At 69.1% G+C, this 21,768-nt stretch carries 22 protein-coding genes; 13 read left to right on the top strand and 9 right to left on the bottom strand.

Going from position 1 to position 21,768, the window contains the following annotated elements:
• Together ODE13_RS02745 and ODE13_RS02740 are read left to right on the top strand one after the other, a co-directional pair.
• Positions 1-1,350, top strand: a complete 1,350-nt coding sequence (locus tag ODE13_RS02745) for a PLP-dependent aminotransferase family protein (protein ID WP_322477902.1) — start codon at positions 1-3, stop codon at positions 1,348-1,350.
• 64 nt (positions 1,351-1,414) lie between these two features.
• Positions 1,415-1,903, top strand: coding sequence for a YajQ family cyclic di-GMP-binding protein (locus ODE13_RS02740; RefSeq protein ID WP_179540949.1), 489 nt, complete (start codon positions 1,415-1,417; stop codon positions 1,901-1,903).
• Positions 1,904-1,915: 12 nt separating this feature from the next.
• On the opposite strand, the gene ODE13_RS02735 is transcribed toward ODE13_RS02740, so the two are convergent.
• Positions 1,916-2,605, bottom strand: a complete 690-nt coding sequence (locus ODE13_RS02735) for a metalloregulator ArsR/SmtB family transcription factor (protein WP_322477901.1) — start codon at positions 2,603-2,605, stop codon at positions 1,916-1,918.
• A gap of 109 nt (positions 2,606-2,714) precedes the next feature.
• On the opposite strand from ODE13_RS02735, the gene ODE13_RS02730 reads away from it, so the two are divergent.
• Complete coding sequence (locus ODE13_RS02730) at positions 2,715-3,194, top strand: OsmC family protein (protein WP_322477900.1); 480 nt, start codon at positions 2,715-2,717, stop codon at positions 3,192-3,194.
• Positions 3,195-3,200: 6 nt separating this feature from the next.
• Here ODE13_RS02730 and ODE13_RS02725 read toward each other — a convergent pair whose 3' ends face one another.
• Both ODE13_RS02725 and ODE13_RS02720 read right to left on the bottom strand, forming a co-directional pair.
• Positions 3,201-3,518 carry a hypothetical protein gene (locus ODE13_RS02725; RefSeq protein ID WP_322477899.1) on the bottom strand — a complete coding sequence of 106 codons (318 nt, stop codon included), beginning with the start codon at positions 3,516-3,518 and terminating at the stop codon, positions 3,201-3,203.
• A gap of 121 nt (positions 3,519-3,639) precedes the next feature.
• A complete protein-coding gene (locus ODE13_RS02720) occupies positions 3,640-4,872 on the bottom strand; it encodes a Na/Pi symporter (protein WP_322477898.1) in 1,233 nt (410 codons plus the stop codon).
• Between the two features lie 209 nt (positions 4,873-5,081).
• Here ODE13_RS02720 and ODE13_RS02715 point away from each other — a divergent pair, with 209 nt between their 5' ends.
• Positions 5,082-5,981, top strand: coding sequence for a M48 family metalloprotease (locus ODE13_RS02715; RefSeq protein ID WP_179540954.1), 900 nt, complete (start codon positions 5,082-5,084; stop codon positions 5,979-5,981).
• Positions 5,982-6,009: 28 nt separating this feature from the next.
• Here ODE13_RS02715 and ODE13_RS02710 read toward each other — a convergent pair whose 3' ends face one another.
• A complete protein-coding gene (locus ODE13_RS02710) occupies positions 6,010-7,434 on the bottom strand; it encodes an FAD-dependent oxidoreductase (protein WP_322477897.1) in 1,425 nt (474 codons plus the stop codon).
• 177 nt (positions 7,435-7,611) lie between these two features.
• Between ODE13_RS02710 and ODE13_RS02705 the strand changes: the two genes are divergently transcribed.
• Genes ODE13_RS02705 through ODE13_RS02685 form a run of 5 tightly spaced genes read left to right on the top strand, consistent with a single transcriptional unit; the run spans position 7,612 to position 10,727 of the window.
• Positions 7,612-8,184 carry an XRE family transcriptional regulator gene (locus tag ODE13_RS02705; protein WP_322478346.1) on the top strand — a complete coding sequence of 191 codons (573 nt, stop codon included), beginning with the start codon at positions 7,612-7,614 and terminating at the stop codon, positions 8,182-8,184.
• Positions 8,181-8,894, top strand: coding sequence for a B3/4 domain-containing protein (locus ODE13_RS02700; protein ID WP_322477896.1), 714 nt, complete (start codon positions 8,181-8,183; stop codon positions 8,892-8,894). The genes ODE13_RS02705 and ODE13_RS02700 overlap by 4 nt, the downstream gene beginning before the upstream one ends.
• Before the next feature lie 3 nt (positions 8,895-8,897).
• Entirely contained in the window at positions 8,898-9,794 is an 897-nt protein-coding gene (locus ODE13_RS02695) for a dihydrodipicolinate synthase family protein (protein ID WP_322477895.1), read from the top strand.
• A gap of 10 nt (positions 9,795-9,804) precedes the next feature.
• On the top strand, positions 9,805-10,233 hold the full coding sequence (locus ODE13_RS02690) for a hypothetical protein (RefSeq protein ID WP_179540959.1): 429 nt from the start codon (positions 9,805-9,807) through the stop codon (positions 10,231-10,233).
• Entirely contained in the window at positions 10,233-10,727 is a 495-nt protein-coding gene (locus ODE13_RS02685) for an HIT family protein (protein WP_322477894.1), read from the top strand. The genes ODE13_RS02690 and ODE13_RS02685 overlap by 1 nt, the downstream gene beginning before the upstream one ends.
• Here the strand turns inward: ODE13_RS02685 and ODE13_RS02680 are convergent, their stop codons facing one another.
• Both ODE13_RS02680 and ODE13_RS02675 read right to left on the bottom strand, forming a co-directional pair.
• Positions 10,728-11,765, bottom strand: coding sequence for a polyprenyl synthetase family protein (locus tag ODE13_RS02680; protein WP_322477893.1), 1,038 nt, complete (start codon positions 11,763-11,765; stop codon positions 10,728-10,730).
• Positions 11,758-12,426, bottom strand: coding sequence for a demethylmenaquinone methyltransferase (locus ODE13_RS02675; protein WP_322478345.1), 669 nt, complete (start codon positions 12,424-12,426; stop codon positions 11,758-11,760). Before ODE13_RS02675 ends, ODE13_RS02680 begins: the two co-directional genes overlap by 8 nt.
• A 146-nt stretch (positions 12,427-12,572) precedes the next feature.
• Here ODE13_RS02675 and ODE13_RS02670 point away from each other — a divergent pair, with 146 nt between their 5' ends.
• The gene (locus ODE13_RS02670) at positions 12,573-13,943 is read left to right on the top strand and encodes an isochorismate synthase (protein ID WP_322477892.1); all 1,371 of its coding nucleotides are present in this window, start codon (positions 12,573-12,575) and stop codon (positions 13,941-13,943) included.
• Here ODE13_RS02670 and ODE13_RS02665 read toward each other — a convergent pair.
• Entirely contained in the window at positions 13,928-15,181 is a 1,254-nt protein-coding gene (locus tag ODE13_RS02665; protein ID WP_322477891.1) for an MFS transporter, read from the bottom strand. The genes ODE13_RS02670 and ODE13_RS02665 overlap by 16 nt on opposite strands.
• Complete coding sequence (locus ODE13_RS02660) at positions 15,178-16,776, bottom strand: peptide chain release factor 3 (protein ID WP_179540963.1); 1,599 nt, start codon at positions 16,774-16,776, stop codon at positions 15,178-15,180. Before ODE13_RS02660 ends, ODE13_RS02665 begins: the two co-directional genes overlap by 4 nt.
• A gap of 171 nt (positions 16,777-16,947) precedes the next feature.
• Here ODE13_RS02660 and ODE13_RS02655 point away from each other — a divergent pair, with 171 nt between their 5' ends.
• Both ODE13_RS02655 and ODE13_RS02650 read left to right on the top strand, forming a co-directional pair.
• Positions 16,948-17,322, top strand: a complete 375-nt coding sequence (locus tag ODE13_RS02655; protein WP_322477890.1) for a MerR family transcriptional regulator — start codon at positions 16,948-16,950, stop codon at positions 17,320-17,322.
• A 196-nt stretch (positions 17,323-17,518) separates the two neighbouring features.
• Positions 17,519-19,057: a SulP family inorganic anion transporter gene (locus ODE13_RS02650; protein WP_179540964.1), complete on the top strand. Its 1,539-nt coding sequence runs from the start codon at positions 17,519-17,521 to the stop codon at positions 19,055-19,057.
• A gap of 22 nt (positions 19,058-19,079) precedes the next feature.
• Here ODE13_RS02650 and ODE13_RS02645 read toward each other — a convergent pair whose 3' ends face one another.
• On the bottom strand, positions 19,080-21,086 hold the full coding sequence (locus tag ODE13_RS02645; protein WP_322477889.1) for an aconitate hydratase: 2,007 nt from the start codon (positions 21,084-21,086) through the stop codon (positions 19,080-19,082).
• A 237-nt stretch (positions 21,087-21,323) separates the two neighbouring features.
• On the opposite strand from ODE13_RS02645, the gene ODE13_RS02640 reads away from it, so the two are divergent.
• Positions 21,324-21,768: hypothetical protein (locus ODE13_RS02640; RefSeq protein ID WP_322477888.1), on the top strand; the 445-nt coding region annotated here is incomplete at its 3' end.

Here is a 21,768-nt window from a genome sequence, read left to right as displayed (position 1 = left end):
GTGGCTGACATCGAAGCCGAGTCATTGGCCCGCTCTCTGACGGAGCGCAGCCCCGCCGGGATCGCCGAACAGGTCCGCGAACTCATCGCAGCAGGAGTCCTCAGCGCCGGGATGCGCCTGCCCACCGTGCGCGACGTCGCCACCGAGATCGGGGTCAGCGTGGGCACCGTGGCCCAGGCCTGGGCACTGCTGCGTGAGGGCGGCCTCGTGGAGACCCGCCGCCGCGGCGGCACCCGCATCATCGAGGGACGCGGCCCGCTGGCCGGAGAGTTCTCCGGGTGGGCCGGCGTCGACCTGCTCTACTGCAGCCCGGACCCCAGTCTGCTGCCCCCGCTGGACGAGCCCCTGAGCAAGGCGCTCAAGCAGCCCGGGATCAACGCCTGGGGCCGAGAGCACATGGTGGCCGACCTGCAGCGCGAGCTCCAGAAGCTGCTCACCGACCAGCCGCGGGAGTTCATCACCGTCAGCTCCGGCACCGAGGCGCTCTGGCTGGCCACGCGCGCCGTCGCGGCGTCCGGAGACCTCATCGCCGTGGAGGAGCCGGCCTCCCCCGGCTACCTCTCGGTGCTGCAGTCCATGGGGCTGCGCGCCGTCGGCGTCGCAGTGGACGAGCACGGGCCCCTGCCGGAGCGACTCGCCGAGGCCCTCGAGGCCGGCGCCGTCGCCTTCGTGCACTCCCCGCAGGGGGCGTTCTCCGATCGCCACGTGCTGACCCCGCAGCGGGGCCTGGCGCTGGAGGGGGCGCTGCAGGCTCATCCGCACGTGGTGATCATCGAGGATGACCCGCTGGGGCCGTTGGCTCCGCCCGAGGTACCTTCCCTTGACGCCCTGTTCCCGGAGCGGACCCTGCGGGTGCTCGGCTTCGAGCGAGCCTTCGGCATGGACCTGCGCACCTCCGCCCTGGCCGGTCCGCGGAAGCTGGTGCAGGCCTGCCTGCGGCACCGCTCCGGAGGGGTCGCGTCGAACTCCCGGCTTCTGCAGCACGCCCTGGTCGAAATGCTGCGTGATCCGGTGGTCTCCCACCGCATCACCTCCGCCCGGGGCCACTACGCGATCCGCCGTGGACTGGCGCTGGAGGCCTTCGAGGCCGCGGGACTGCACGCCCGCGCCGGTGAGCACAGCTGGGCCGTGTGGGTGGAGGTCCCCGACGAACGCTCCGCGGCTCTGGCACTGAGCGGACAGGGCGTGGTCGTCGACGTCGGCTCCGGCAGCTTCGTCACGGAGCTGCCGACGGGCCTGCTGCGCTTCTCGGCGGCACAGCTGCCAGAGGATGACGCCGTGCTGGCCGATCTCGCGCAGCTGGTCTCCCGAGCCGCCTCGGGCGCATTGGACGAGGCCACCTTCGTCTGAGGACGACGGCGGCGGACGCCGATAGACTCGTCCCAGACATCGATCCCGCAGATCAGGAGGACCCATGGCCAAGGATTCCAGCTTCGACATCGTCTCCAAGGTGGACAAGCAGGAGGTCAGCAACGCCCTGAACCAGGCGCAGAAGGAGATCGCCCAGCGGTATGACTTCCGCGGCACCGGTGCCGAGATCGACTACTCCGGGGAGAACATCCTCATCAAGGCCAACTCCGAGGAGCGGGCCAAGGCTATCCAGGACGTCTTCGGCTCCAAGCTGATCAAGCGCGGCATCTCGCTGAAGTCCTTCGACGGCGGAGAGCCGTTCGCGTCCGGCAAGGAGTACCGGATCGAGGGCGCCATCAAGGAGGGCATCGATCAGCCCACCGCGAAGAAGATCACCAAGCTCATCCGGGACGAGGGGCCGAAGTCGGTGAAGGCCACCATCCAGGGGGACGAGCTTCGCGTGACGTCGAAGTCACGGGATGACCTGCAGGAGGTCATCGCCCTGCTGAAGGACTTCGAGGACGCCGCCCTGCAGTTCATCAACATGCGCTGACCCTGCGGCAGGTCAGCCCAGCTGCAGATCCCATTCCCGCGCCAGAAGGCCGCGTCCGGAGTCGGTGAGCGTCAGACCCCGGCCGGCGCGGTGCTTCTGCACCCATCCGACCTCCAGAAACCGGGAGGCGACCGCCGCGCCGAGCGCTCCGGCCAGGTGGTGACGCCGCATGGTCCAGTCCAGACAGGCTCGTGTGGTGGTGCGCCGCAGGCTTCGCACGGCGTCAACGTCGACGCCCAGTGTGGAGATCCCGGCATGGCCGGCCTCGGTGAGCGCGAGCTGGTCACCGACCAGCCACGCACGACGCCGCCACTCCTCGGTGAGTGCGACGCCGAGCCGACCTGCCAGGTGGTCGTAGCAGAGCCGAGCCTCGGCGAGCCGCTCCGCCTGACGGCTCAGCGCATACCCCCGGATCTCCGCAGGATCGCTGATCGCGCCGAGCGCCTCCAGGGCCTCGGCGACCTCCGGACCCGCCAGGGCGTACCAACGGCGCCGGCCTCGCGCCGTGCAGGTGATCATCCCCGCCTCCACCAGGACGGCCAGGTGCTCCGAGGCGGTGGACGGACTCACCTTCGCCGCGCGCGCCAGGTCTCCGGCCGGACGCAGGCTGCCGTCCATGAGCAGGTTGAGCATCGTCGATCGGGCCGGCGCCGCCAGTGCGGCCCCGATCCTCGCGAAGTCTCGGTCTCTCGCCTCAGCCATCTGCCCGTCCTGATCACGTGTGCCGCGCCGATCATGCCCGATGCTGCTGCCATGATGCCAGGCCGTCGTTTCGGTGAGAGCCGAAACGAAGCCGGCCTACGGTGGGGGCATGACCACCACACAGCATGAGTATGAGACCAGACTGTCCTGGCCGGTGTCATCGGACGCCGGCTCCACCGGCGGCGGAGTGCGTGGCTACTCCCGAGACCATGAGGTCACGGTCCCCGGAGTGGAGGGGAGCCTCGCGATGACCGCGGACCCGGCCTTCCGGGGCGACGCCTCCCGCCTCAATCCGGAGCAGATGCTGGTGGCGGCGGCGTCGTCCTGCCAGATGCTCAGCTTCCTGGGCGCGGCCGCACGCGCCGGGGTGGACGTCGTGGGCTATGCGGACACCGCCGCCAGTCGGCTGCTCCTGCAGGAGGCACCTGCGCGTCTGGACACGCTCCGCCTGGACATCACGGTCCAGGTGGCGGCCGGGACGGAGGAGGGTGTCGTCCAAGATCTCGCCCGGCAGGCCCATGAGCAGTGCTTCATCGCGAACAGTCTGGCGATCCCGGTCGAGCTGACGGTCACTGTGGACCCTGTCTGAGCACCCTCACCGACGTTCGTCGTCATCCTCCGACTCTTCTTCGGCACCTCCGGTCCGTTCGGGACCTTCCTGGCCGCGGATCTCGTGGAGGACCTCCTGGAAGAAGTCCCTGACCTCCTCCCAGCGGACGCGGGAGTTGGCGAGGTGCTCTTCGAACCGCTCGATCTCCTCGTGCTGGAGTCGGCGCTGCCGCTGCTCGGCGAGCTCCCTGCGGAGCTCCACCACCGTGGACTCGGCCTCACGGAGGATCTTCTCAAGCTCAGCCTCGAGCTCCCTGACGTGCTCACCATCCTCCGGATGATGTTCGTGGTGTTCAGCGCTCACGCCTCGCCCCTTCGATGTCCGGGGCGCCAGCCGCCCATGGTCCCTGCCACCACTGTGGCGCAGAGTAGACCTCCAGCACAACGGATCCCCGGTGTCGGATCGGAGACCCGCCGCGGGATGCTCAGAAGATGACGGTGGCGAAGATCAGCACCAGCGGCAGCACCACGAAGATGCCCAGCACCCAGACGGCGGCGTAGATCTTCTTCTCCACGGCGAGGTTCGCCAGCCAGGTGGCTCCGCGCGGCGGCAGGTCCCGCAGGAACGGCAGGCCGAAGATCACCAGGGTGGCGAGCACGTTGAAGGCCAGGTGGACCAGCGCGGCGATGAGCGCGTAGTGGGCCTCGATACCGGTGAAGGCGAAGGCGGAGATCAGCGCGGTGACGGTGGTGCCGATGTTCGCGCCGACGGTGAAGGGATACACCTGGCGCAGAGTGAAGGCGCCCGAGCCGGCGAGCGGGACCATCAACGCCGTGGAGGTGGAGGAGGACTGCACCATCACGGTCATCAGCGCGCCGGAGCCGATGCCGCTGAGTGGGCCGCGGCCGATGGCCGCGTTGAAGACCTGCTTGGCGCGGCCGACCATGAGCACCTTCAGCATCCGGCCGATGAAGTTGATGACCAGCAGGATCAGCGCCACGGCCACGATGATCATCACGATGCCGCGCACCGGGTCGGGGATCCAGCTCAGGGAGTACTGGATGCCTTCGGAGAGCGGAGTGGTGGCGGCCTTGACGAGATCGCCGATGCCGCCGAAGAGCGCTGCCACCAGGCCGCCGTCGGTGCCGGAGACGCGATCGGCGAAGAAGGTGGCGATGCGCTCGAGGATGCCGAAGGCCATCTCCAGCGGCAGGAAGATCGCCACGGCCATGAGGTTGAAGAAGTCGTGGACGGTGGCGGCGGCGAATCCGCGCCGGAACTGCTCCCTGTCCCTGATCATGCCGAGGCTGACCAGAGTGTTCGTCAGCGTGGTGCCGATGTTGGCGCCCAGGATGATGGGGATCGCCACAGCCAGCGGGAGCCCGCCGGCGACGAGGCCGACGGTCACCGAAGTGGTGGTGGAGGAGGACTGGGTCAGCGCCGTGGCGGCCACACCGATCATCAGGCCGATGAGCGGATTGGTGGCGAAGGCGAAGAGCGTCTCCGCCTGGTCCCCGGTGGCGGCCTTGAAGCCGGAGCCGATCACGTTGACCGCGGTGATCAGCACATAGACGGCCGCGACCACGGCCAGCCAGTTGATGACGTCGAGAGCACGCCCGGTGACACCGAGACGCTCGAACGGGCTGATGAGACGAGGTGTCTCCTCAGCGGCCTGCGCTGTCGGGCGGCGGGCCTCGACAGACGGCATTGCGGTCATCCAGTCTCCTCCAGCTGAGGGCTGTGGCAGCCCTGACTCACTGTCCTCATCCAGGGTGGGGCCTCTCGACGACCAGAACCACACGTGAAGGTGAACGGAAGGTGAACACTGCCTCTCAGACCCTGTGAACCGCCGCACACCGGCGGTCCGGGAGTGCTCCAGCGACGTCTCGCGACCTGTCCGTCACCGGTTCTCAGTAGGATGGGGGCATGCATCATCACCACGGACGGCTCCGCACGGCGGGCCTGCTGGCCTTCCTCTTCGCCCTGCTGCTCTTCGTCGGCGCGATCGTCACCTACTTCACGAACAGCCCGATCTTCCTGTTCATCTTCGCCGGGATCGGGCTGGTCTCCGTGGGGATCAGCTATTGGAACTCGGACAAGATCGCCCTGCGTGCCATGAAGGCCTACCCGGTCAGCCGGGAGCAGGCCCCGCAGCTGCACCAGATGGTCGAGGAGCTGGCCCAGCGGGCCCAGCAGCCGGTGCCGCGGATCTTCATCGCCCCCAGCCCGACCCCGAACGCCTTCGCCACCGGGCGCAACCCGGAGAACGGCGTGGTCTGCTTCACCGAGGGGATCCTGAACCTGCTCACGCCCCGTGAGCTCCGCGGAGTGACCGGCCACGAGCTGATGCACGTCTACAACCGGGACATCCTCGTCTCCTCGGTGGCGGCCGCCGTGGCCGGCTTCCTGACCACCATCAGCCAGTACTTCATGTTCTTCGGGATGATGGGCGGCGGCCGAAGCAGCAACCAGGGCGGCGGCAACCCGCTGATGCTGGTGGGCGGCCTGCTCGCTATGATCCTGATGCCCATGGCCGCGAGCCTGATCCAGATGGCGATCAGCCGCACCCGCGAGTACGACGCCGATGCCGACGGAGCCGAGCTCAGTGGGGACCCGCTGGCACTGGCCTCGGCGCTGCGCAAGCTCGACGGCGGCATCGCCCGTCAGCCGCTGCGCGAGGAGCCCAAGCATGACGCGCACGCCCACATGATGATCGCCAACCCCTTCGGGCCGCGGTCCAAGCGGATGTTCAGCACCCACCCGCCGATGGAGGAGCGGATCGCCCGACTGGAGCAGCTCGCCGGAGGGCAGCTGCCCCAGGGCTGATGAGCGCCTCCTGATCAGATCGTCCTGATCAGACCCTCGCCTGCACGGCACGGGAGATGCGGACCATCTCGTCACGCGGGACCACCTTGACGCGTTCACGCTCCACCGGTCCGGTGGCGGTGGCCTCCTGGCCCAGGCGGAGCTCGTGCTCGTCCAGCTGCATCCAACCCTCCCAGGTCGTGTAGTGCACGCCACGGGACTCCAGCAGCTCGACGACGGCGTCCTCGCGCGGGTCCTCAGCGGCCGGCAGATGGTGGACGTCCTCCAGCAGGCAGCCGACGGTCTCCAGGGCGTCGCCCTTGGTGTGACCGATCAGCCCCACAGGGCCGCGCTTGATCCAGCCGGTGGCGTAGGTGCCGGGGATGTGCTGCCCGGCCTCCATGACACGGCCGGCCTCATTGACGATGACGCCGCGGCGCTCGTCGAAGGGCACACCGTCCACCGGGGAGCCGAAGTAGCCGATGGCACGGTAGACGGCCTGGCACTCGTAGTCGAGCAGCTCGCCGGTGCCGCGGACGTTGCCGGTGCCGTCGAGCTCCATGCGTTCGAAGCGCACGCCGACGACCTTCCCGGCCTGTTCCCCGGTCCCTTCGAGGATCTCGACCGGCTGGTGCAGGAAGTGCATGTGCATCCGGCGGGTGGCCTGCTCGGTGCGCTCTTCCTGCTCGACGAGCCAGTTCGCCAGGGTGTTGACCATCGTCTTGACCTGGTTGTTCGACTTGATGGCGTCGTCGGACGCGGCGTCGAACTCGAAATCCTGCTCATCGAGGACGATGTCCACGTCCCGGCAGTGCGAGAGCTCCCTCAGTTCCAGCGGGGTGAACTTCACCTGTGCCGGGCCGCGACGCCCGAAGATGTGGACGTCCGATGCCGGGGAGGACCGCAGGCCCTGGTACACGTTCTCCGGAATCTCGGTGGCCAGCATGTCCTCGGGGTGCTTGGCGAGCACGCGGGCGACGTCCAGGGCGACGTTCCCGTTGCCGATCACGGCGACCGCCTCGGCCTCCAGCGGCCACTCACGGGGGTGGTCCGGGTGGCCGTCGTACCAGGACACGAAGTCCGCGGCGCCGAAGGAGCCCTCAAGTTCGATGCCGGGGATGTCCAGGTCGGCGTCTCTGATCGCGCCGGTGGCGAAGATGACGGCGTCGTAGTGTCGGCGCAGATCTTCCAGAGTGATGTCGGTGCCGACGTCGACATTGCCCAGCAGGCGGATGTCGCCGCGGTCCATCACCTTGTGCAGGGCCTTGATGATGCCCTTGATGCGTGGGTGGTCCGGGGCCACACCGTAGCGGATGAGCCCGAAGGGGGCGGGATACCGGTCGAAGAGGTCGATGCTGAACTCGATGTCGCTCTTCTTCTGCGACTTCGACAGGATGTCCGCCGCGTACACCCCGGCGGGACCGGAGCCGATGATGGCCACACGGAGGGGCCGCTGGCGGGGGTTCTCAGTCACGGACGACTTCCTTTCGGCGCGAATACCACAGAACAGTATGCCGTATTGGTCAACGCCGACTCACCCCAGGCTGTTCCCGACGGGGCCGGATGCGGCCGAACATGAGAGAACTCACATCCTCCCTGAGGTCCGCCTACCAGGATGCACTGACAGTGCAGTAAAGTGCACCTCGTGGACATGAACCAGACTCTGGGCCGACGGATCCGGACGGCACGCCGGCACCGCGGCTGGACTTTGGACCAGCTGGCCGAGGCGGCTGCTGTCAGCCGCCGGATGGTGGTCAACATCGAGCAGGGCTCGACGAACCCCACCCTGGGCACTCTGCTGAAGCTCAGCGAGGCACTGGGCACCGGACTTCCTGCCCTGGTGGAGCCGCCTCGGCGGCCGGTGCAGCTCACCCGTGCTGGCGAAGGTGCGACCCTCTGGCAGGGCGAGCACGGAGGCCGCGGAGTGCTGGTGGCCTCCGGTGACCGGCCCGACGTCGTCGAGCTGTGGGACTGGACGCTGCGTCCTGGCGAGGTGCACCGCAGCGAACCCCATCTGCGCGGCACCCGGGAGCTGCTGCACCTCCTGGAGGGAGAGATGGTGCTCGAGGTCGACGGCGAGCCCCACCACCTCGGTCCCGGTGACGCCCTGGCCTTCCCCGGCGATGCGCCCCATTCCTATGCCTGCACCGGTGAGGCGCCGGCGCACTTCTCGCTCACCGTCCACGAACCCGTCCACGATCCCCGCTCGGAAGGAACCCCATGACGGATCACCCCCACACCGCACTGGACCCGTTGACCGGCGCGGCCGTCTCCGAAGACGTCTTCACCCTGCGCCCCGACTACCGGGCACTGCTGCTCACCGTCGACGACGTGGACGCCGGTCCTGGCGACGAGGCCAGCGAGGCGCTGCTGCGCCGGGCAGAGTCCTCCGCCCGCGAGGAGCTCGCCTCCCGATCCGCCTCGCAGGTGCCGCACGTGGCGGCCTGGCGAGAGACCTACCGCGCCTTCGGCGCGAAACCCAAGAAGACGGCCAGCAGCCTCGAGGCGCTGCTTCGTCGGGCCGCCGGCGACGGGCTCCCCCGGATCAACCGACTCACCGATGTCTACAACGCCGTCTCCGTGCTGCACCGCGTACCGCTCGGCGGAGAGGACCTGCACCGCTACCAGGGCCCGCCCATGCTGGTGCGCGCCACCGGCGAAGAGTCCTTCGAGACCGCTTCCGCCGGGGAACCGGTGATCGACCACCCGGCACCGGGAGAAGTGGTGTGGCGCGACGACGTCGGAGTCACGTGCCGCCGATGGAACTGGAGGCAGTGTCGGCGAACCGCGCTGACGACGTCGACCTCGGCCGCCCTGTTCATCCTGGACGCCCTCGAGCCGCTGGACGATGACGCCTTACACGCTGCCGCGGACGCACTGTGTCAGCACCTGGGCGCCGACTCCTCGGCCCGCCGACTGCTCCCGGGAGGCTGAGCCATGCCGTCCCACCCGCTGACCGGCCTCTCCGCCTTCCCGCTGACCCCGATGCGTCGCTCCGGCACCCACCCAAGTGCCGCCGAGCACCTCGACGAGGAGGCCGTGGCGCACCTGGTCGCCCGCGCCGCCGAGGCCGGGGCGGACTCCGTGACCATGCTGGGCTCCACCGGGTCCTATGCCTACCTGGATCGGGCAGAACGGCGCCGGGTGGTGGAGCTCGCCGTCGCCCACGCTGCGGGCACCCCCGTGCTGGCCGGGGTGGGCGCGCTGCGCACCTCCGCGGTGCTGGACCACGTCCGTGACGCCGAGGAGGCCGGGGCGGCCGGGGTGCTGCTGGCTCCGATCACCTATCAGCCGCTCTCCGCCGACGAGGTGTTCGAGCTCTTCCGCACCGTCTGTGCGCACACAGAGCTGCCGGTGGTGCTCTACGACAACCCCACGACCACAGGCTTCCGGTTCACGCCGGCGCTCTACGGCCGGATCGCCGCGCTGGACGGCATTGCCTCGGTCAAGATTCCGCCGCTCCCCGCTGATCCCGTCGAGGCTCAGGACGTCGTCGACGCCGTGCGCGCGGCCGTTCCGCAGCACGTCACCGTCGGCATCTCCGGGGACCCCTCGGCCGCGCGCGGCCTGCGTGCCGGCTGCCAGGCCTGGTTCTCAGTGATCGGCGGGGTGCTGCCCGAGGCGGCGGCCCGCCTGGTGCGCACCGGCGATGATGCGCACCTGGCACCGCTGTGGCCGCTGTTCGCCGAGCATGGCAGCCTGCGGGTCGCCGCGGCGGCGGCCGAGCATCTCGGGCTCGCCCCAGCGGACTGTCTGCCCCGTCCCGTGCAGGGCCTGGACCCGAACGCCCGGCACCGGGTGGCCGAGGCTCTGGAGGCGCTGACCTCCCAGTAGACTGGCGCCCATGGCGGAGATGCTGGTGGAGAAGTTCAAGGACCTGGTCCCGAAGTACCTGGATGAGAAGTGGACCCCGGAGGAGGGCTACTCCGCCGCGGATCTCGCGGCGGCACTGCGCGAGGCGGAGCTCCCTGAGGGAGTCGAGCTGCCTCTGGTGCTCGAGGAGTTCTACCGTGCCCTGGGCCGCTGCGAGGAGCTCATGGAGGCCTACCACTTCTTCTTCGACCCTGACGAGCTGGAAGTCGAGGACGGGCACCTGCTGTTCCTGGAGGACGAGGACGAGCGCTGGGTATGGGGCATCCCCCTGGACATCCTGGACGTCCCGGATCCGCTGATCCGCCGTCGCAGCAACGCCCAGCACCACTGGAACGACGAGGACGCCACCGTCAGCGAATTCATCCTCGACCTGCTCGAGTTCTCCTTCGAGGAGGACTGATGCCGCTGTGGACCTCCCACGCCCCGGAAGGCTATCCCTGTCCATTCTGCGACCTGGCCCACGGTGACGTCAGCGACCCCTATAACCGGTGTGAGCTCACCGACCTGGTCTTCCAGGACGAGGAGCTCATGGTGTTCATGGCCTGCGACGGCTTCGGCCCCCATGAGGGGCACGCGATGATCAGCCCGATCGCCCATCGGGAGGCGCTCTATGACCTCGACGACCACCTGCTGGCCCGCATCGGGGTCATGTCCCGGGACGTGGCGCTGGCGATGAAGCTGGCCTGGAAGCCCGAGGGCACCTCAGTGCGCCAGCACAACGAACCTGCCGGCAACCAACACGTCTGGCACTATCACCTGCACGTGTTTCCCCGCTACAGCGATGACATGCTCTACCGGCAGGTGCGCCATCCCGTGGCGGTCCAGACCCGCGCCACGAAGGCGCGGCAGCTCGCCGCAGCGCTGTCCGAGGTCCTGGCCGCGAAGCGCAGCTGATCAGCTCTCGCGGTCGACGACGGCGTCGGCGAAGGAGAGCAGCGCCGTCTTCACCGTGGAGTCCGGAAGCCCGGCCAGGGACTCCTTGGCCTGCGCGGACCAGGCATGAGCGACATCCCAGGCTTCCTGGGTCACCGGATGAGCGACGACGGCGGCCACGGCCTCAGCAAGGGCCTCGTCCTCGCCGAGGTCCCCGTCGACCAGGCGCAGCGTCTCGGATGCCTCCTGCTCACCGGCCGCGGCCCGCTCGCGGAGCAGCAGCACCGGTAGGGTGGGGATCCCCTCCCGGAGGTCCGTGCCCGGCGTCTTGCCGGAGGTCTCGCCGTCGGAGGTGAGATCGATGACGTCGTCGGCCAGCTGGAAGGCCACTCCCACGGCCTCCCCGTAGGAGCTGAGCATGTCCGCGACCTCGGGCGCACAACCTCCGAAGGTGGCGCCGAGCCGGGACGCCGCGGCCACCAGGGAGCCGGTCTTGTCGGCGACGACCGAGAGGTAGTGCTTCTGGGGGTCATCGCCTTCGCGCGGACCGACCGTCTCGTGCAGCTGCCCCATGACGAGGCGCTCGAAGGTCCTGGCCTGCACCCGGGTTCCCTCGTCGCCCATCGCGGTCATCAGCTGGGAGGCGCGGGCCAGGATGAGGTCTCCGGTGAGGATGGCCACCGAGTTGCCCCACACCTCGTGGGCGGCCGGGGCACCACGACGCACCGGGGCGGAGTCCATCACGTCGTCGTGGTAGAGCGTGGCCAGATGCGTCATCTCCATGACGACCGCGGCCTCGCGGACGCGCACGTCCGGGCCGTCGCCCAGCAGCGAGGTGAGGATGGTCAGCAGGGGACGGATGCGCTTGCCACCGGCCTCGGCCAGGTAGCGGGCGGAGGTGTTGGCCAGTCCGTCTGAGCTGGACAATGCCTGCAGCAGGCGCTCCTCCACCTCTCCGAGGGCACGGAAGACCTCGGCGGCGAGGGGCTCGTCGTCGGCGAGGGCATCAAACCCTGCCGGCAGTCTCAACGGCAGGGGCTCGGCTGCTGATTCAGTCATCGGAGTCCAGCCTACCGAGCTTGCGGGCGTGGTGGATCGCCACGATGCCGCCGGAGAGGTTGCGGTACTTCACATCCGAGTATCCGACCCCGGTGATCTGCGCAGCCAGCTCTTCCTGATCCGGCCAGGCACGGATGGACTCGGCCAGGTACACATAGGCCTCCGGGTTGGAGGACACCGCGCGGGCCACCGACGGCAGGGCGCGCATCAGGTACTCGTTGTAGACCCGGTTGAACGGGCGGAACGTCGGATCGGAGAACTCCATGACGGCCAGTCGGCCGCCGGTGCGGGTCACCCGCAGCATCTCGGCCAGCCCGGCGAGCGGCTCGGCGACGTTGCGCAGCCCGAAGGAAATGGTGACGGCGTCGAAGGTGTCGTCCGCGAACGGCAGGTCCATGGCGTCGCCTGCGACGAACGTCATGTCCGGGCGGCGACGTTTGCCCACTTGGAGCATTCCGAGGGAGAAGTCGCAGGCGATCGCCTCGGCGCCGGCGGCGACGAACGGCTCGGTGGAGGTGCCCGTCCCAGCAGCCAGGTCTAGGACCCGCTCCCCCGGTCTCACGTCCAGCGCCTCGACCAGCCGACGGCGCCACAGCCGCGTCTGCCCGAAGGACAGGACATCGTTGGTGAGGTCATAGCGGGCTGCGACCTCGTCGAACATCGAGGCGACGTCGGCCGGTTTCTTGTCCAGATCAGCCCGGTTGCCCTGGGCGTGCTGCTCCTGAGTCACCCCAGCATTGTCCCAGATCGCGAGCGGAGGTGCGCACGGCGGGCAGCGACAGGTTCGGCGATAGACTGGCCAGCGCCATGCATGCCCAGTTTCTGCGCGCCGTCTCGGTGACGGTCGCCCTCCCCGATGACGTCGCCCTGACCGACCTGTTGCCCCGGCTCCAGCCCAGCGGCACGTGGGTCCGCCATGGCGAAGGGATCATCGGTCTGGGCGTGGCGGACCGCGCTGCCGCCCACGGCTCCGAGCGCTTCGCCGAGCTCGCCCACTGGTGGGAACGGCGACTCGAGAGCATCACCGAGGATCCGCGTCCGGAGCAGCTGCGCGATGTGCCCGGCTGCGGCCCCACCGCGTTCACCTCGGTCACCTACTCCTCCGACTCTGCCGCAGACTCGGTGCTGGTCCTCCCGGAACTGGTACTCGGCTCAGTGGCCGGCCGGACCTGGGTGACCGTCATCGGCGAACAGTCCGAGGGCGATCTCACCGTCGAGACCGTGCTGGACCGCCATGGGCTCGGCATCGAGGACGGCGTCCTCGCTCCGGCCAAGGATGCCGCCGACACCGCCCCCGAGACTGCCCCCGAGACCGCCCTGCAGAAGGGCACACACCCGGTCTCGCACTATCTGCAGGCGGTGGAGGCCGGAGTGCAGGCCATCGCGGAGCGCCGGCTGGAGAAGCTCGTGCTGGGCCGCGACGTCGTCGTCACCGCCGACACACCGTTCTCCGCGGGCTCGGTGCTGGCCGCGCTGACCCGTGAGTACTCCGACTGCTGGATCTACCGGGCGGGCGAGGTGCTGGGCGCCACCCCTGAGATGCTGGTCACAGTGCGTGGCGAGCGGATGGCCGCCCGCGTGCTCGCGGGCACCGTGGACGGCTCCCTGCCGAATGATGAGGCCGGCGTCCTGCTGATGGAGGACCCGAAGCAACGCACGGAGCATGAGATCGCGGTGCAGTCCCTGCTGACGCAGCTGGCGCCCGTGGTGGAGGTCATCAGCGCGCAGAACCCGCCGACCGTGCTGAGGCTGCCCAATGTGTACCACCTCTCCACCGATGTCACCGGCAGGCTGGTGAAGGACTGCACCGACAGCGGCCGGGTCGGGGCAGAGCCGGTGGCGCCACGGGTCCCACCTGCACTGCTGGTGGCCGAGCGGGCCCATCCGACGGCCGCGATCTGCGGAACACCGACGGCGACGGCGGCCGAGTTCATCGCTCGCCTGGAAGACCTGGACCGCGGACCCTTCACCGGGCCGGTGGGCTGGGTGGACGGCCAGGGCAACGCAGACTTCGGCGTCGCGCTGCGCGGCGGCATCCTCTCCGCGGACCGACGCCACATGCGGCTCTATGCCGGCTGCGGAATCGTGGCCGGCTCCGAGCCGGAGTCGGAGCTCGCCGAGACCTGGGCCAAGCTGCGCCCCATGCTCGGGGCGCTGAGGGCTCAGCCGGTGGGCTGACCCTGTCGATCCGGCTCCGGAGCGAACAGCGCCGCCACGCCCACCACCACCGGAATGGCCGCGAGGATCGCCGCCGTGAGCGCATAGGAGCCGACCAGGTCCAGCCCCAGCGACAGCATCACCGGGCCGAAAGCCGTGGATCCCACCGCCACAGTGGTCACGATCCCGCGGATCGCTCCCAGATGGAGCGTGCCGAAGTACTTGGCGAAGGAGGCAGCCTCCACTGTGCGTACGGCTCCGCCGGAAGCCCCGAGGAGAGCCCCGTAGATGACCCCGGTCCAGGGGTCCGTCACCAGCGTCAGAAAGGCCATCGAGCCCGCGAGCAGCAGCATGGAGGCGGCGACGGCGACCTTCGGCGCCAGCCGATCGGCCAGACCTCCGACACCGATGGTGACCACCAGCATCGCGACCGCCTGCGGCACGAAGTTCGCGGCGGCCTCGGTGGGGCTGAGCCCGCGCTCACCGAGGGCCGCGATCTGATGGAACTGCAAGCCGGTTCCCAGCATCCCGGAGGCTGCGACCCCCGCCGTGATGATCCAGAACATCGGAGCGCGGACGGCCTGGGACGCCGTCCAGTGCAGCTGCGGCGCCGCGGCGGAGATCGATCCGGAGCTCGGGCTGCGCTCCGGCTCGGCCAGCGGGCGCGGCAGCCGCCGGAAGTACAACGCCACAGGGATCACCACGGCCCAGACCAGCAGGCCCTCGATCAGCCAGACGGTGGACATGCCCAGGTGGCGGATCATCCACTCCAGCAGCACCGGGGCCATGGCGATCCCGGCCGACCCCACCGCCGTCTTGATGCCGATCGCCAGGCCGCGGCGCCGCGTGATGTGCACCGCGACCGCGGTGGAGGCCGCCAGTCCGAGAGCCCCCTGCCCGACCATCCGGACACCGATGAAGCCCAGTGTGAGCCCGATGATCTCGGTGACCAGGCTCAGCGCCACCAGCACCGCCCCGAACACCAGCCCGATCGCGACCATCACCCGTCCGATGCCGTACCGGTCCAGGGCGCGGCCGATGAACGGCAGGGCGCACGCTCCCAGCAACGTGGCCACCATATAGCTGGTGGAGAGTGCGTTGCGGGTGATGTCCAGCTCGTCGATGAGCGGGTCGGTGAAGACCGCGATGGCCGCAGTCTGACCGGGGGCGCTCATCACGGTGGCCACTGAGCCGGCGGTGACGATCGCCCAGGGGCGCCCGGGCGACCTGCGGACGGCCGGATCGTGCTCGTGAGTCACGCCGCCACCAGGGCTTCGAGGGTGAGATGCTTCCGGGTGCGCTCGATGCCGAGCAGGTGCCAGCGGTCGCGGAACAGCGCCAGCAGCTGACCGTCGCTGCGCTCCAGCACCTCGACCCCGGCCATCGCCGCCAGCTCCTCGGCCGAGTCGGTGTCGGTGGCGCGGGCCAGCGAGTGCCCGAGAGGCTCGAGCTTCGACGGTGAGCGGAACTCCTCACGCAGCCGGTGCTCGACGACCTCGAACTGCATGGGGCCCACCGCGGCCAGGACGGGCACATGGGTGCCGCGTCGCTCGGAACGCAGCACCTGGATCACGCCCTCGGCCTCCAGCTGGTCGACGCCGCGCCGAAACTGCTTCATCCTTCCCATGTCGGCCGGCCGTGCCACGGCGAAGTGCTCAGGTGCGAAGCGCGGCAACGGGGGGTACACCACGGGTTCGGCCTCGAAGAGCGTGTCCCCGATCCGCAGGGCCGAGGCGTTGACGATGCCGACCACGTCACCCGGGTAGGCGACGTCGACGACATCTCGGGTGCGCCCGAAGGCCAGGTGGGCGTACTTCATGGAGAAGGGCCGTCCGGTGCGCGCCGAGGTCACCGTCATCCCCCGGTGGAAGACCCCGGAGCAGACTCGCACGAAGGCCAGCCGGTCGCGGTGGGCCGCGTCCATTCCGGACTGGATCTTGAAGGTGAAGGCGCTGAAGGGCGCGTCCAGCTGCCGCGGGGCGCCGTCGACGTCGGGGCGTGGCTCCGGCGGCGGGGCGAGCTCGGTCAGGGCGTCCAGCAGACGGGGCACTCCCAGATGGCGGACCGCCGCGGCGAAGAACACCGGTGTGGAGATCCCGGCCAGGAACGTGTCCTGGTCATGGTCTGCCCCCGAGGCCTCGAGCAGCTCGGACTCCTCAAGTGCCTCGGCGAGCTCGGGGAGCTCCTGCGCCACCCGATCGACCTGGTCGGCGTCCAGGTGCTCCTCCTCCGCGGCCTGACGGCCGCCCGGCGTCGCGCGGATCAGCGTGAGATCTCCGGTGCCGCGTTCCACGTAGCCGCGGAAGTCCCCGGCGATGCCTACCGGCCAGGTGACCGGAGTGGGTGTCAGTCCTGTCTCCTCACGGATCTCGTCGATCAGCTCGAGCGCCTCTTTGCCGGGGCGGTCCCATTTGTTGATGACCGTGATGATCGGGATGTTCCGGTGCCGGCAGACCCTGAACAGCTTCATGGTCTGCGGCTCCAGCCCTTTGGCCGCGTCGATGAGCATGACGGCGGCGTCGACGGCCGCCAACACACGGTAGGTGTCCTCCGAGAAGTCCGCGTGGCCGGGGGTGTCGAGGAGGTTCAGCACGACGTCACGGTGCTGGAGCTGCATGGAGGCCGAGGAGATGGAGATTCCACGCTCCTTCTCCATGCCCATCCAGTCCGAGACCGTGGCGGACCGTCCCGCCTTGCCGTGGATGTGCCCGGCCTCGTCGATCGCCTGGGCGTTCAGGGCCAGAGACTCGGTGAGCGTGGACTTTCCGGCGTCCGGGTGACTGATGATGGCGAAGGTCCGACGCCGTGCGGCCTGTCCGCCTGGTGAATCGTCCGGGCGATCGGTCACCGACATGTCCCGCTCCTTCCTGAGAGGTCTGTGAGGCGCTGCCTGCTGCTGCCATCCTCCCAGGTCCGCGCGGCGCTGGACGCCCGGGGAGGTAGGATCTATCGTGAGAACCTACCGCAACGTGAGAGTTCACCCCGACATGCCGGACGCGCCCGGCATCACGTCAGGAGGCCGACGGTGGACCAGCAGGGCGACAGAACCATGCACATCGGCGAACTTGCCGAGCGGACGGGGCTGTCACTGCGCTCCATACGCCACTATGGCGACATCGGGCTGCTGCCGGCCAGCGGCCGCACCGAGGCGGGGTACCGCCTCTTCTCCGAACAGGACCTGCAGCGGCTGCTGCGCATCCGGAGGCTCAAACCCCTGGGATTCAGCCTGGACGAGATCGGCGAGGTGCTCTCCCTCTGGGAGCGGGGCATGGACGCGGGCCGACGCCAGGAGGCCGCGGAGACCCTGGAGCGCCTGCGGACTGAACGTGCCCGCCTGGCGCGCAGCCTGGCAGAAGCTGACGCGATGCTCGCAGACCTGGAGTCCCATCTCAGCACCTGAGACTCTTCTCACATCATTCTGACTCTTCCCTTACGTAAGGGTAGTGTTGTCTCGCGTGAGCCGGGTGTGCCCCGCCCGCCGCTCCTCGCCCATCACACCTGGCGCAGTGTCGCGCCCCGCCGTCCCTTGAAGAGCCGGACACATCTGTGCCCTGCACGTGGCACACACCGGTGTCCCGACCCCAGAACGGAGCCCCATGGCCCCCGCACCCTCACCCGCCGTCGCGCATCCGGAGGAGTCCATCGCCCATCCGGAGGACCGACAGTCAGTCCTGCGGACCCTGAAGTCTCCCCGACTGCTGAAGGTCGAGCTCCTCGCAGGCCTCGTCGTGGCACTGGCCCTGATCCCAGAAGCCATCGCCTTCTCCCTCATCGCCGGAGTGGACCCGCGATACGGGCTGTTCGCCTCCTTCACCATGGCCGTCGCCATCGCCTTCCTCGGCGGACGGCCGGCCATGATCTCTGCCGCGACAGCCGCCACCGCACTGGTCATCGCACCCCTGGTCGAGAGCCATGGGATCGACTACTTCATCGCCGCCGTGATCCTGGCCGGGATCTTCCAGGTCCTGCTGGGCGTCCTCGGCGTCGCCAAGGTCATGCGGTTCATCCCGCGCTCCGTCATGGTCGGCTTCGTCAATGCGCTGGCCATCCTGATCTTCACCTCCCAGCTCCCCGAGCTCATCGGAGTCCCCTGGCTGGTCTACCCGATGGTGGCCGTCGGGCTCATCGTGATCTACCTGCTGCCGCGGATCACCACGATCGTGCCCGCTCCGCTGGTCTCCATCATTCTGCTGACCGTCATCTCGGTGGCTTTCGCCTTCAACGTGCCGACCGTGGGGGACAAGGGCGACCTCCCGGACTCCCTGCCTTCGCTGTTCATCCCTGACGTCCCGCTGACCCTCGAGACGTTCCAGATCATCGCTCCGTTCTCCCTCGGCATGGCCGTGGTGGGACTGCTCGAATCCCTGATGACAGCCAAGCTGGTCGATGACGTCACCGACACCCGCTCGGAGAAGGTCCGCGAGTCCTGGGGGCAGGGCGCGGCGAACATCATCACCGGCTTCTTCGGCGGCATGGGCGGCTGCGCGATGGTGGGCCAGACCATGATCAATGTGAAGGCCTCCGGAGCCCGGACCCGCATCTCCACCTTCTGCGCCGGTGTGTTCGTCCTGATCCTCGCTGTCGCCCTGGGCGACATCGTCGCGCTGATCCCGATGGGTGCCCTCGTGGCGGTGATGATCTTCGTCTCGGTCGCGACCTTCGACTGGCACAGCGTCCGGCTCTCCACCCTGCGCATGATGCCCAAGAGCGAGACCGCGGTCATGCTGGTGACCGTGATCGCCACCGTGTGGACGCACAACCTGGCCATCGGCGTCATCCTGGGCGTGGTGACCGCGATGATCCTCTTCGCACGCCGGGTGGCCCACCTGGCCACGGTGACCCGTCACGTGGACGAGCACTTCGGCGAGGAGGTCGCCAAGTATCAGGTCAAGGGCCAGCTGTTCTTCGCCTCGTCCAACGACCTGTACACCCAGTTCCACTACCGGGACGACCCGGACCATGTGGTCATCGACCTCTTCAGCTCAGAGGTCTGGGACGCCTCCACGGTGGCGGCGCTCGACGCGATCTGCGAGAAGTATGCCAAGTACGGCAAGCACGTGGAGATCGCCGGGCTCGACGGCGCCAGCGCAGCCATGCATCAGCGCATGGCAGGAAAGCTCGGCGCCGGGCACTGAGCCCCAGCGGCTGAGCCGGCGCTCAGGCCTCAGCGGCCGCACGCTGGGCGATCCGGCCGCCGACCAGGACCATCTCCACCTGCCGGGGCGAGAGCCGGTGACGCAACGTGATCTGCCGCTCGCCCTCACTGTCCCCGTCGCCGCCGACGATGGCGGCCGGCACCTCGGATCCGGCCCGCAGCGCCTCGTGCAGTCCCCGCAGCCGCAGCCTGTCACCCTGGGCCATGGTGGCGTAGACGTCCTCGTCGCACTCCAGCGCCAGCACCCCGAAGTTGGCCAGGTTCTGCCAGTGGATGCGCGCGAAGGACCGGGCCATCACCACGCGCAGACCCAGGTGACGCGGGGCGATCACTGCATGCTCGCGGGAGGAGCCCTGCCCGTAGTTCACTCCGCCGAGGATCGCGTGGCCGCCGTCGGCCGCCACTGCCCGATCCGGGTAGGTGGGGTCGACCTGGATGTAGACGAACTCGCTGATCTTGGGGATGTTGCTGCGGTACGGCAGCACGCGGGATCCGGCGGGCATGATCTCGTCCGTGGAGACGTCGTCGCCGACCTTCAGCAGCACCGGCACGTCCAGATCTTCGGGCAGCGGGTCGAACTCGGGCAGCGCGCTGATGTTGCTGCCCTTGACCAGCTCGACGTCGCGAGCCTCCTCCGCGGGCAGGGGCGCCACCAGCATCTGCCGGTCGACGGTGGGAGCCTCCGGCATCCGGGGCACCGGGCAGCTCAGGCCCGGTTCGTCCTCCAAAGTCCGAGGGTCGGTGATGCGCCCGGTCAGCGCCGAGGCCGCCGCGGTCTCCGGCGAGCACAGCCACACGGAGTCCTCATCCGTGCCGGAGCGCCCGGGGAAGTTCCGGGGCATGGTGCGCAGGCTGTTGCGACCCACTGCCGGCGCCTGCCCCATGCCGATGCAGCCCATGCAGCCGGACTGGTGGATGCGACCGCCTGCGGAGATGAGGTCCAACAGCCAGCCGCCACGGGCCATGTCGGCATAGATCTCCCGGGATGAGGGATTGATGTCCAGCGAGACCCGCGGGTCGATCTGCCGGCCGCGCAGGATCTCAGCGACCACGGCGAAGTCACGGAGCCCGGGGTTCGCCGAGGAGCCCGCGACGACCTGGTCGACCTCCTCACCGGCGACCTCATGCACCGGAGTCACATTCCCCGGCGAGGACGGCGCGGCGATCAGCGGCTCCAGGGCGGAGAGGTCGATGTGCTCGGTGACGTCGTAGTCCGCCTGCTCGTCCGCCTCCCACTGGACGAACTGGTCCTCGCGGCCGCGTTCTGCCAGGAAACGGCGCACCTCGTCGTCAGCGGGGAAGACGCTGGTGGTCGCGCCCAGCTCGGCACCCATATTGGCGATCACGTGACGGTCCATCGCGCTGAGCGTCCGGACGCCGTCGCCGTGATACTCGATGACACGGCGGGACCCGCCGGTGACACCGTGGTGCCGGAGCATCTCCAGGACGACGTCCTTGGCCGAGGTCCAAGGCGGCAGGTCGCCCGTGAGCTCCACGCCCCAGACCTCGGGCATGGTCACGTACAGCGGCTCGCCCGCCATCGCCATGGCCACCTCGAGTCCACCGACGCCGACGGCGAGCATCCCCAACGCCCCAGCCGCGCAGGTGTGGGAGTCGGATCCGACCATGGTTGCGCCGGGCCGACCGAAGTGCGCCTGGTGGACCGGGTGGGAGACCCCGTTGCCTGCGCGGGAGAACCACAGGCCGAAGCGACGGGCCCCGGACTGCAGGAACAGATGGTCCTCCGGGTTCTTCTCATCGGTCTGAAGCAGGTTGTGGTCCACATATTGGGCAGAGAGCTCGGTGCGTACTCGATCCAGACCCATCGCCTCCAGCTCCAGCATCACCATCGTTCCGGTGGCGTCCTGAGTCAGGGTCTGGTCGATGGCCAGGGCGATCTCCTCCCCCGGCCGCGGCTCACCCTCGAGCAGATGCGATCGGATCAGCTTCTGCGTGAGGTTCTGAGGCTCGCCCGAGGCGGTGTCCGTGACTGCTGCGGTGGATGACATGTCGGCCCTCCTGCCGTGGATGATGATCCCCGTCAGCACGACCATCTCGCTCGGGCGCGACGTGACACAAGGTCTGCCGACGGCGAGGCGGCGCCTCGGCGGCACAGGGGCCGGCTGCGCGGTGTCACCGCGCGTGGGCAGAAAGGTACGCGTCAGAGGTGCCGCATAGCGTGAGAATCACGGAAGACGACGGCCCGCTTCCGAGGCGTGTCATAGGGGGTGGATAGCGTGGAGGACATGGAGCACCAGCACCGGAACAGCAGAGGAAAAAGAGCCGGCGACGACGACGTCGCTGGCGGCTTGCCTGCACGGATCGCGCACCTGGACGCCGAACCCGAACTCACCACCGGATTCGACCTGCTGCTCGCCTCCCGGAGAGCCGAAGCAAAACTAGTCACCACACTGCTGACCTATCAGGACCGGCGCGAGCGTGAAGCCCTAGCCACCGGACTGGCCTTTCATGAACGCCGCGCCGCCCGCGATGCCGCCCTGCGCGATGCCGCCCTGATCCTGGGCGCCACCGAAGCGGTGACCTCTGGGATCCTCACCGCTGCCCGCACCACCCTGACCAGCCTGCCCACCACCTGGACCGCCTACACCACCGGGGAGATCGACACCCCCAGGATGCGCACCATCGCCCGAGCCGCGATGACCCTGATCCGTCCCACACACCTGCACCACC

The sequence above is a fragment of the Nesterenkonia sp. HG001 genome (assembly GCF_034438835.1).
Classification (GTDB): Bacteria; Actinomycetota; Actinomycetes; order Actinomycetales; family Micrococcaceae; genus Nesterenkonia; species Nesterenkonia xinjiangensis.
Note: the sequence above shows the minus strand (reverse complement) of the source record. Positions and strands in the feature narration are given on the sequence as shown.